Annotated in this window: 10 protein-coding genes and 2 pseudogenes; 8 read left to right on the top strand and 4 right to left on the bottom strand. The window is 65.7% G+C overall.

Going from position 1 to position 10,076, the window contains the following annotated elements; genetic code table 11:
* Positions 1-718, top strand: a pseudogene (locus AC3WON_RS26290) (hypothetical protein); the annotation flags it as partial.
* 534 nt (positions 719-1,252) lie between these two features.
* Entirely contained in the window at positions 1,253-1,903 is a 651-nt protein-coding gene (locus AC3WON_RS26285) for a hypothetical protein (protein WP_492353052.1), read from the top strand.
* A gap of 213 nt (positions 1,904-2,116) precedes the next feature.
* Here AC3WON_RS26285 and AC3WON_RS26280 read toward each other — a convergent pair whose 3' ends face one another.
* Entirely contained in the window at positions 2,117-2,275 is a 159-nt protein-coding gene (locus AC3WON_RS26280) for a hypothetical protein (RefSeq protein ID WP_492320368.1), read from the bottom strand.
* 220 nt (positions 2,276-2,495) lie between these two features.
* On the opposite strand from AC3WON_RS26280, the gene pilB reads away from it, so the two are divergent.
* From pilB to AC3WON_RS26250, 6 genes are all read left to right on the top strand, one after another.
* On the top strand, positions 2,496-4,220 hold the full coding sequence (gene pilB, locus AC3WON_RS26275) for a type IV-A pilus assembly ATPase PilB (RefSeq protein WP_492353051.1): 1,725 nt from the start codon (positions 2,496-2,498) through the stop codon (positions 4,218-4,220).
* A gap of 65 nt (positions 4,221-4,285) precedes the next feature.
* Positions 4,286-5,557, top strand: a complete 1,272-nt coding sequence (locus tag AC3WON_RS26270; RefSeq protein WP_492320370.1) for a type II secretion system F family protein — start codon at positions 4,286-4,288, stop codon at positions 5,555-5,557.
* A 3-nt stretch (positions 5,558-5,560) separates the two neighbouring features.
* Positions 5,561-6,475, top strand: coding sequence for a prepilin peptidase (locus tag AC3WON_RS26265; RefSeq protein WP_492353050.1), 915 nt, complete (start codon positions 5,561-5,563; stop codon positions 6,473-6,475).
* 63 nt (positions 6,476-6,538) lie between these two features.
* A complete protein-coding gene (gene coaE, locus AC3WON_RS26260) occupies positions 6,539-7,165 on the top strand; it encodes a dephospho-CoA kinase (protein ID WP_010814753.1) in 627 nt (208 codons plus the stop codon).
* A gap of 209 nt (positions 7,166-7,374) precedes the next feature.
* Positions 7,375-8,133, top strand: a complete 759-nt coding sequence (gene zapD, locus AC3WON_RS26255; RefSeq protein WP_492353049.1) for a cell division protein ZapD — start codon at positions 7,375-7,377, stop codon at positions 8,131-8,133.
* A 17-nt stretch (positions 8,134-8,150) separates the two neighbouring features.
* Complete coding sequence (locus AC3WON_RS26250) at positions 8,151-8,339, top strand: DNA gyrase inhibitor YacG (protein ID WP_013958063.1); 189 nt, start codon at positions 8,151-8,153, stop codon at positions 8,337-8,339.
* 30 nt (positions 8,340-8,369) lie between these two features.
* On the opposite strand, the pseudogene AC3WON_RS26245 reads toward AC3WON_RS26250, so the two are convergent.
* From AC3WON_RS26245 to AC3WON_RS26235, 3 genes and pseudogenes are all read right to left on the bottom strand, one after another.
* Positions 8,370-8,568, bottom strand: a pseudogene (locus tag AC3WON_RS26245) (hypothetical protein); the annotation flags it as partial.
* A gap of 122 nt (positions 8,569-8,690) precedes the next feature.
* Entirely contained in the window at positions 8,691-9,137 is a 447-nt protein-coding gene (locus AC3WON_RS26240) for an NUDIX domain-containing protein (protein ID WP_492320373.1), read from the bottom strand.
* A complete protein-coding gene (locus AC3WON_RS26235) occupies positions 9,134-10,039 on the bottom strand; it encodes an ATP-binding protein (protein WP_492320374.1) in 906 nt (301 codons plus the stop codon). The genes AC3WON_RS26240 and AC3WON_RS26235 overlap by 4 nt, the downstream gene beginning before the upstream one ends.
* Positions 10,040-10,076 lie beyond the last annotated feature (37 nt).

Here is a 10,076-nt window from a genome sequence, read left to right as displayed (position 1 = left end):
GGCGAAGTCCAGCCACCCCTTGTGGCCGCGCTACCGGCGCATGCTGGAGAGGTGCGGCAACCCCCGGCATCCGGCCTATGGAAACTATGGCGGACGCGGGATTCAGGTGTGTGAAGAGTGGCGTAACGACTTCTGGGCGTTCGCCGAGTTCTGGGGCGACATCCCGTTCCCTGACGCCAGCATGGAGCGCCTTGACGTCAATGGGAACTATGAGCCTGGTAACTGCAAGTGGGCCACGCCCAAAGAGCAGGCCCGCAACAAGCGCAATACCCGCCGCGTCACGCTGGACGATGGTCGCGCCGTCTCCCTGGCGGAAGTAGCTGAGGACAACGGCCTGTCCTGGGCGACCCTCAAGGACCGCGTAACCCGCTCCGGTCGGTCCCTGGCCGACGCCCTCGACCTCCCGCACTGGACGCAAATGCGGACGGCGGTGGAGATCGACGGGGAGCGCCGCTCAATGGCGGCCTGGGCGCGGCACTACGGAATCCCCTACGACGTGTTCCGCGACCGCATCAAGCGCGGCATGGACCCAAAGGACGTCGTAGGCCTTCCCCCGGGCTGTCATGTGCGAACGCTCGTGGCCTATCAGGGCGAGCGGCTGCCGCTGAAAGAATGGGCCGCCCGCTTTGGTATGCGCTACTCCACCCTCTACGGGCGTCTCCGGGCCGGCTGGCCGGTGGAGCGGGCGCTAACCACCCCGACCATGCAGGCGGCATAAGGCCGTCCCCTCCACCTCGGCTCCACAGCCTGCCCCCCGAATCTATGACCTACGCAACCATCATCGTTGGCCGCACTCATAGTCAGTGCCCGACAGATCGCGCCCCAGACGGCGCCAACTCGGCTCCTGACGTCACCCAAGTCCGCGCCTATGACAGCAACAACGTCATGCGGCTCCGTCACCGCATCCCCGATACCCTGCCGCTGCGATACCGCCGCGCGGCCTTTGTGGAGCTTCCCTAGTGCCAGCGGGTCTACAAGTCTTCGATGGGGCCGGGAACCTGAAACTCTCCTTGGGCGACCGCATCGGGCGCTTCACGGGCGCCGTCGTGACTAATGGAGCGGACGGTTCCGTGGTGGTTGATGGAACTAATACGGGCGCCCCTTTTTTCATCCTGACCGCGCTAGAGAACCCCATCGGGTGGTTCTCCCCGCCCGTTGTCTCGATTAGCGGCGGGACGATCTCTTGGGTCTACATGCCCACGCCGGGGAACCCGCAGAGGATCAATTGCCTCATCCGATATGGAGTCCACTGATGACCGCAGGCATCCAAGTCCTCAACGATTGGGGGACAGTGCAGGTCGATGCCGATTGGGCCGCTATGTCCCTGCGCCACAAGCAGCAGATCAGCATCGCCACACCGGCACAAGGCGCCCGCGCTTTCGATGGGGTCATGACGCTCCAAGCGAAGGCCCCCATGGTCTTCTGGAAAGCCGGCGCCCCCATTTTCGTCCTGGCGTCGGTCGATAACGGAAACGGCACCTGGACATTCGTCTTCCGATCCACCGATCCAACAACCGCCACGGTCTATGCGTTCGACACGCCAGAATGGACCACGCAGACCTACGGGATGGAGATTTTCAACGCGCAGGGCGTCAAGGTATTTGGGGACCACCTGTCCCCGCTGAAGCTCGCCGCCGTGGTTCCCCTTGCCGGCATGCCCTACACCTGGGACGGCCTACAGCCGGGGAGCTACGCCGTCGCCATGAGCGATCCAGGGTTCAAGTTCGAGACGTACTACGAGGACGTGCCAAAGACGGCTATTTGGTCGTGCGGAGCCATGGACCGGCCTAGGGGCGGGCTGTGTGACTGGACGCTATCGCGGGATAGCTTTCCCGTGGAGATTCCTAACACGGTCTCATACCCGGCAAAGTTCATGCTAGTGGCCGACGTGGCCGGCCTGTAGGAACCTAGGAGACGGCTTCCCCGTGTTAAACTGGCCTCCCATTGTGTCAACCAGACGCAACGGATTGCCTGCGCAATAGCCCGGGAACCCTTGATTTCTCGTCGGTTACGGGAGGTTCGAATCCTCTCACCCCGACCAGATTTAAAAGGCCGAATCAACGTCAGTTGGTTCGGCCTTTTGTCTTTCTGCCCCCCTCCCCGATCCTCCGGCAACTCATCCCTTGATCGCCTTGCGCTGACGCTTGAATGCCTTCAGGTCGGCCGCGGAAAACAGCTGGCTACGACCCACTTCCGCATGGGGCGCGAGCTTGCCGTCGCGCACCAGCCGCCGGAAGGTGGCAATTGAAAAGGCGAGGGCAGGGATTCCTCTCAAAAGGACACCACCCCGCTCGCAAGGAAGCTGCCTGAAACGCCGCTTCTTCCCCGCGCAAGTAGGGTTGCGCCCGTGTCGCGCAAACGCCAACACCGCGCCCGCGTCGGCTTTACAAAAAGTGACCCCGGCGGCAAACTGCCCCGATCCGGGGACGTGGGTCCGTCCGCCCCGCCTGCGTGGCATCCGCCACCGCCTAACCGCACCGCACAGCGCACCTGCCATGACACTCGGTCTTGCCCTGGCCCAGAGCCGGCGTATCGCGCCCGCCCTGCTTGCTCAGCTGGAGCAGGCCGCGCGTGAAAAGCAGTCGCAGCTGATCGACGAGATCGTCGGCAGCGGCACCATGAGCGCGCACGACCTGGCGCTGTTTGCCGCGGACAAGTACCAGCTGCCGCTGCTGGACCTGGCCCAGTACAACCTGACCAAGGTGCCGCCGTTGCTGGCCGGCAACCGTGAATTCCACGCGCACAGGCTGCTGCCGCTGGGCCGGCGCGAGAACCGGCTGGTGCTGGCGATGTCCGACCCGTCCAACCAGGCCGGGCTGGATGCGATCAAGGAAAAGTACAAGCTGCCGGTCGAAGCGGTGGTGGTCGAGCACGACAAGCTGATGAAGCACGTGCGCTCCGCCGGCGAGGCCCTGGGCACGCTGAAGAACATCTCGCCGGTGCAGGCCGAGCGCAAGATGATCGAATACGATCCGGTGGCCGCGGCCGGCAACCAGCGCAACCGCACCACCGCTGACAATATCGACGACGCCCCGGTGGTGCGCTTCCTGCAGAAGCTGCTGACCGAGGCCTTCCATCGCGGCGCGTCCGACCTGCACTTCGAGCCGTTCGAGACTTTCTACCGCGTCCGCTTCCGCGTGGACGGGGTGTTGCAGGAGGTTGCACGCCCGCCGCTGGACATCCGCGACAAGATCGCCACCCGCATCAAGGTGCTGTCGCGCCTGGATATTTCTGAAAAGCGCGTGCCGCAGGACGGCCGCATGAAGCTGCTGATTGCCCTGCCCAAGGACAAGGACGCCAAGGAGACGGTCGAGCGGGCAGTGGATTTCCGCGTGTCGACGCTGCCGACGCTGTTCGGCGAGAAGATCGTGATGCGGATCCTGGAATCTTCGTCCGACAAGCTCGACATCGACCAGCTCGGCTATGAGCCCGAGCAGAAGGCGCTGCTGCTGGACGTGATCAAGCGCCCCTACGGCATGGTGCTGGTGACCGGCCCCACCGGCAGCGGCAAGACGGTGTCGCTGTACACCTTCCTGAACCTGCTCAACCAGGGCGACATCAATATCTCCACCGCGGAAGACCCGGCCGAAATCCAGCTGCCCGGCATCAACCAGGTCAACGTCAACGACAAGGCGGGCCTGACCTTTGCCGCGGCCCTGCGTTCGTTCCTGCGGCAGGACCCGGACATCATCATGGTCGGCGAAATCCGCGACCTGGAAACCGCCGACATCTCGATCAAGGCCGCGCAGACCGGTCACCTGGTGTTGTCGACGCTGCACACCAACGATGCGCCGACCACGCTGACGCGGTTGATGAACATGGGCGTGGCGGCCTTCAATATTGCCTCGAGCGTGCTGATGATCACCGCGCAGCGGCTGGCGCGGCGGCTGTGCACCTGCAAGCGCGAGGGCGAGATCCCGCGCGAGGCGCTGCTGGAGGCGGGCTTCCGCGAACAAGACCTGGACGGCAGCTGGCAGCCCTACCACCCGGTCGGCTGCGAGCGCTGCAACGGCACCGGCTACAAGGGCCGCTGCGGCATCTACCAGGTCATGCCGATCACCGAGGCCATGCAGGAAATCATCCTGACGCACGGAACGGCACTGCAGATCGCCGAGCAGGCGCGCAAGGACGGCGTGCTATCGTTGCGCGAAGCGGGGCTGCTGAAGGTGAAGCAGGGCGTCACGTCACTCGAAGAAGTGCTGGCGACAACAAACACTTAGGGAAGCAGGACACAACGTAAATACAAGACGCAGAACAAGCGTCATTTACATCGGGGGTCAATATCATGGCGACGCGTGCACCAGCGGCGAGCGCCCGGACGGCGGCACCGTCACGGGCGAAATCAGGGAAGGGGCGCAAGGCACCCACCCAGTACATCTTTGAGTGGGAAGGCAAGGACCGCAAGGGCAAGACCTTCACCGGCGAACTGCGCGCCGAGAACCAGGCCGAGGTCACCGCCACGCTGCGCAAGCAGGGCCTGACCATCGTCAAGCTGAAGAAGCGCAAGGCCGCGCGCGGGCGCAAGATCACCGAGAAGGACATCGCCTACTTCACCCGGCAGTTGTCGACCATGCTCAAGGCCGGCATTCCGCTGCTGCAGTCGATCGACATCATCGCGCGTGGCCACGTGAATCCCAACTTCACCCAGCTGCTGTCCGACATCCGCTTCGACATCGAGGCCGGCAGCAGCATGGCCGCGGCATTCCGGCGCCATCCGAAGTACTTCGATACGCTGTACTGCAACCTGATCGATGCCGGCGAACAGGGCGGTATCCTGGACTCGCTGCTGGAGCGCCTGTCGCTCTACATGGAAAAGACCATCGCGCTGAAAGGCCAGATCAAGTCGGCGATGATCTACCCGATCGCGGTGCTGACGGTGGCCTTTGCCGTGACCGTGATCCTGATGCTGTTCGTGATCCCGGCGTTCAAGGGCGTGTTCTCCAGCTTCGGCGCCAACCTGCCGGCGCCGACGCTGCTGGTGATCGCCATCTCGGACTTCTTTGTCCAGTACTGGTACCTGGTGATCGGGGTGCCGGTGGCCGGCATCTCCTTCTACCTGCGCGCACTGAAGAAATCGGAGAAGGTGCAGCGCGCCACCGACCGCACGCTGCTGAAGCTGCCGATCTTCGGCAGCCTGTTCCGCAAGGCCGTGATCGCGCGCTGGACCCGCACGCTGGCCACCATGTTCGCCGCCGGCACCCCGCTGGTGGAGTCAATGGAGTCCGTGGCCGGCGCGGCCGGCAACTGGGTCTACTACGACGCCACGCGCGAGATCGAGCAATCGGTGCGCATCGGCACCAGCCTGACCAACGCGATGCAGGCCACCCATGTGTTCGACAACATGGTGCTGCAGATGACGCAGATCGGTGAGGAGTCCGGCGCGCTGGACAACATGCTGCTGAAGGTGGCGGAGTTCTACGAGCGCGAGGTCGACGATGCCGTGGCCGCGATCTCCAGCCTGATCGAGCCGCTGATCATCGTGGTGCTGGGTGTGCTGATCGGCGGCATGGTGGTGGCGATGTACCTGCCGATCTTCAAGCTGGGACAGGTGGTGTAAGCGATGTTGCCTGCGTGGTCTGCTTCTCCCTACCCTTCGTCGGCCTCCACCGGCGGCGCGCCGCTGGTCGAGGCGCTGACGGCGTTGCCGCCCGCCTTCCTGGTGGCGGCCGCCGCGCTGCTCGGGCTGGTGGTCGGCAGCTTCCTCAACGTGGTCATCCACCGGATGCCACGCATGATGGAGCGCGACGAGGCCAACTATATCGCCGAGCTGCGCGGCGACCCGCTGCCCTACCCCGGCCGCTACAACCTGATGGTGCCGCGCTCGGCCTGCCCGCATTGCGGCCACGCGATTGCGCCGTGGGAGAACGTGCCGGTGCTGAGCTACCTGTTCCTGCGCGGGCGCTGCTCGGCATGCAAGGCGCCGATCAGTGTGCGCTATCCGCTGGTCGAGCTGGCCTGTGGCGTGCTGAGCGCGTTGGCGGCGTGGCGCTTCGGCCCCGGCGGACAGGCCCTGGCCGCGCTGGTACTGGTGTGGGCGCTGCTGGCGCTGACCATGATCGATGCCGATACGCAACTGCTGCCGGACCAGATCACCCTGCCGCTGCTGTGGCTGGGCCTGCTGCTGAACCTGGGCGGCGTGTTCGTGGCGCTGCCCGACGCCGTGATCGGCGCTGCTGCCGGCTACCTGGTGCTGTGGACGGCCTACTGGCTGTTCCGGCTGGTGCGCGGCAAGGAAGGCATGGGCTTTGGCGACTTCAAGCTGATGGCGGCGCTGGGCGCCTGGTTCGGCTGGCAGGCGCTGCCCGCGCTGGTGCTGCTGTCGTCGGTGGTCGGCGTGCTGTTCGGGCTGGCCAATATCGCGCTGCGCCGCCAGGAGCGCGACACGCCGTTCCCGTTCGGGCCCTTCATCGCGCTGGCCGGCGTGGTGGTGCTGCTGTTCGGCACCGGCGTGCTGCCGCTGTTTGCATGGCCATGACGGTGTCCGACGATCTCCGCTGAAGCTGGTATCGTTGCGGCAACATCGTCAACAGAGCCTCACATGCTGGAAATCGGACTGACCGGCGGCATCGGCAGCGGCAAGACCCGCGTGGCCGACATGTTTGCCGCGCGCGGTGCCGCGATCATCGACACCGACCTGCTCGCGCACGAGATCACCGCCCCGGGCGGGCGCGCCATCCCGGCACTGGTCGAGGCCTTCGGCCCGGCCTGCCTGCGTCCCGACGGCGCCATGGACCGCGACGCGATGCGCGCACTGGTGTTTGCCGACCCCGCAGCCAAGGCGCGGCTTGAAGCCATCACCCACCCGCTGATCCGTGCACTGACCACCGAGCGCGCCCACGCGATCCGCGATGCCGGCGACCATCCCTACCTGATCTACGTGGTACCGCTGCTGGTGGAATCGGGCTCATGGCGCGAGCGCGTGGGCCGCGTGCTGGTGGTGGACTGCACCGAGGCCACCCAGGTAGCGCGCGTGATGTCGCGCAACGGCTTCAGCCGCGAGCAGGTGCAGGCCATCATGGCCAGACAGGCCACCCGCGCCGAGCGCCTGGCATGTGCCGACGACGTCATCGACAACGACGGCCCGGTGGAGGCGCTGGTGGACCAGGTCGACCGGCTCGACCGCTACTATCGTGAACTGTCGGCGGCGGCCAGGGTCCATCCATAACGCGCAACCCGGCGCGCCAGCGCATGGCATCATGCACGCGACATTGTCCTCGGCCCGTGTCTCGCATAGAATGCGCTGGAATATGCGGGGAAATCACCGCATACTGCCGGCAACCGCCCGCCATATATCGCCCCTTCCGGCATTTCCCGGGCCTCATTCTGCACCGGGCCGCTCCTGAAAGCGCCCGACGCCCTGCACGGACATTGCACTTGATTCTGTACGAATACCCTTTCAACGAACGCATCAGGACACTCCTGCGCCTGGAGGACCTGTTCGATCGGCTGGAATACTTTCTCGGCCAGGATCATGCCCACCAGCACCATGTCGCGCTGACCACGCTGTTCGAGATCATCGACGTGGCCGGCCGCGCCGACCTCAAGACCGACCTGATCAAGGAACTGGAACGCCAGCGCCAGGCACTGGCGCCGCTGCGCGCCAGCCCGCAGATCGACCAGGAGGCGCTGGACGCCGTCATCGGCGAGATCGAGCAAGGCATCGCCATGCTCAACCAGACCGTGGGCAAGGCCGGCCAGCTGCTGGCCGACAACGAGTGGCTGACCAGCATCCGCAGCCGCGCGATCATTCCCGGCGGCACCTGCGAGTTCGACCTGCCGGCCTACTATGCCTGGCAGCACCGCCCCGCCGAAGACCGCCGCGCCGATATCCTGAAGTGGGCACGTCCGCTGCTGTCGCTGCGCATGGGCACCACCATCGTGCTGCGCCTGCTGCGCGAAGCCGGCCAGAGCGGCAAGGTGATCGCCACCGGCGGCAGCTACCAGCAGATGCTGTCCGGGCGCAGCTACCAGCTGATGCAGGTCTACCTGGATGACTCGCTGCTGGCCTTCATCCCCGAGATGAGCGCCAACAAGTACATGCTGTGGGTGCGCTTCACGCAGCAGGACGGCGACCTGCGCCCACGCTCGGTCGATGCGGATATCCCGTTCCTGCTGAAACTCTGCAATTTCTGAAGCCTGCGCTGAACGCTATGCCTGCTGTCGTCAAATGCCCCACCTGCGGCACCGAGGTGGCCTGGGTGCCCGACAACAAATTCCGCCCCTTCTGTTCCGAGCGCTGCAAGCAGATCGATCTCGGCGCCTGGGCGTCCGAGAAATACGTGATCGGCGGCAAGCCGGGCGAAACCTCCGCCGACCAGCCTGAAGACGAGGACGACTGACGCGCCCTCGCCTTCAGCGTCCCCCGTGGTTCAGTGCGCCGCCGCCAGCACGCGGCGGTAGAAGCCTACGCACACCAGCGCGAACACCGCCAGGCCCAGCCACTGCGCGGTCGCTTCAAACCCGGCCCCGGCCAGCGCCAGCGGCGCATCCCTGCCCGACAGGCCGATCACCGCGGCCAGCATCACGCCGACCAGGCTTCAGGCCCGAGGCCAGCAGCGTGCCGCGTCGCTCGGCATGTTCCAGCGCCAGCGAGAAGCGCGTCGACAGCCGCACCACCGAGGCCCCGGCCGACAGCCAGAAGTTGGCGCCCTCGGCCAGCAGGCGCAGCCCACCGGCGGCAAAGGGCAAGGTCAGCTGTCGCGCGCTTCCTCGGCAAGCCACTCCACCACCGGGATGGTGGCGGGCAGCAGCGGCCCGACTGTCACGGGCGTCTGCTGCCAGGAGAAGGCCTGGCCTTCGCGGCCGATGGGATCGCCCCGCCAGGCCGTGACCTTGCAAAAGTACAGCCGCACATAGGCGTGCGGGTAGTCATGTTCAAGGATGTGCCAGCGCTCGCATTGCGTTACATCAAGGCCCAGCTCTTCATGGAGTTCTCTGGCCAGTGCTGCCTCCACCGACTCACCGGGCTCCAGCTTGCCGCCGGGGAATTCCCAATAGCCCTCGTAGGGCTTGCCCGCAGGGCGTTGCGCCAACAGGAAGCGGCCGTCGGGCTGCACTATCACGCCCACGGCGACCTCGGTGACTTTGCGCGGAGAATTGCCGGCCGTGTCTGCGGGGCTTTGCATGGATGCGCTCATGCCTTGGCGTCGCCGTCCACGTCGGCGATATAAGGCTTGCCATGCTTGCCGCCCCAGTCGCGCGCAAACTGCCACGCCACGCGGCCCGAGCGCGAGCCGCGCTCCAGCGCCCACACCAGCGCATCGCCGCGCGCCGCGGCGATGTCCTCGTCGGTGCAGCCGAAGTGCCTGAGCCAGTGGCCGACGATGGCCAGGTATTCGTCCTGCTTGGGCGGGTAGAACGACAGCCACAGCCCGAAGCGCTCGGACAGCGAAATCTTCTCTTCCACCACTTCGCCGGGATGGATCTCGCCATCGTCGGTGTGACGGTAGGTCTCGTTGTCCTTCATGTACTCCGGCAGCAGGTGCCGGCGGTTGGAGGTGGCGTAGATCAGCACATTGTCCGACTGCGCCGCCACCGAGCCGTCCAGCGCCGACTTGAGCGACTTGTAGCCCGACTCGCCTTCTTCGAACGACAAGTCGTCGCAGAAGATCACGAAGCGCTCGGGGCGCTGCGCAACCAGCTCGACGATATCGCCGAGGTCGCCCAGGTCATCCTTGTCCACCTCGACCAGCCGCAGCCCGTCCCTGACGAAGGCATTGAGGCAGGCCTTGATCAGCGATGACTTGCCGGTGCCGCGCGCGCCGGTCAGCAGCACGTTGTTGGCCGGCAGCTTGCTCACGAACTGGCGTGTGTTGGCGACGATGGCGTCCTTCTGCCGCTCGATGTTCTTCAGGTCGTCCAGGTGGATCGGCGGCAGCTGGCGCACCGGCTGCAGGTAGCCGATATTGCCGAACAGGCTCTGCCGCTTGCGCCAGCGGAATGCCACGGCCTCCTGCCAGTCGGCGTCGCTCAGTTGCGGCGGCAGCCATTGTTCGAGTCGGGCGAGGAAGTTGTCGAGGCGGGCGGCGAGGTCAGACATGGCAGGGGCGTGTGGCAGTAGGGGTCAGCGTGTTGCT

The organism is Cupriavidus sp. FW305-46 (assembly GCF_058787075.1).
The sequence above is the reverse complement of the archived record's forward strand: the minus strand, read 5'-3'. Positions and strand labels throughout refer to the sequence as shown.

What these genes read in the sequence shown, in the direction of transcription:
- AC3WON_RS26265 (WP_492353050.1), top strand. Translation starts at nt 5,561, where the DNA reads ATGTTGCCTGCGTGGTCTGCTTCTCCCTACCCTTCGTCGGCCTCCACC.
- AC3WON_RS26235 (WP_492320374.1), bottom strand. Translation starts at nt 10,039, where the DNA reads ATGTCTGACCTCGCCGCCCGCCTCGACAACTTCCTCGCCCGACTCGAA.
- coaE (WP_010814753.1), top strand. Translation starts at nt 6,539, where the DNA reads ATGCTGGAAATCGGACTGACCGGCGGCATCGGCAGCGGCAAGACCCGC.
- AC3WON_RS26270 (WP_492320370.1), top strand. Translation starts at nt 4,286, where the DNA reads ATGGCGACGCGTGCACCAGCGGCGAGCGCCCGGACGGCGGCACCGTCA.
- AC3WON_RS26240 (WP_492320373.1), bottom strand. Translation starts at nt 9,137, where the DNA reads ATGAGCGCATCCATGCAAAGCCCCGCAGACACGGCCGGCAATTCTCCG.
- AC3WON_RS26285 (WP_492353052.1), top strand. Translation starts at nt 1,253, where the DNA reads ATGACCGCAGGCATCCAAGTCCTCAACGATTGGGGGACAGTGCAGGTC.
- AC3WON_RS26250 (WP_013958063.1), top strand. Translation starts at nt 8,151, where the DNA reads ATGCCTGCTGTCGTCAAATGCCCCACCTGCGGCACCGAGGTGGCCTGG.
- pilB (WP_492353051.1), top strand. Translation starts at nt 2,496, where the DNA reads ATGACACTCGGTCTTGCCCTGGCCCAGAGCCGGCGTATCGCGCCCGCC.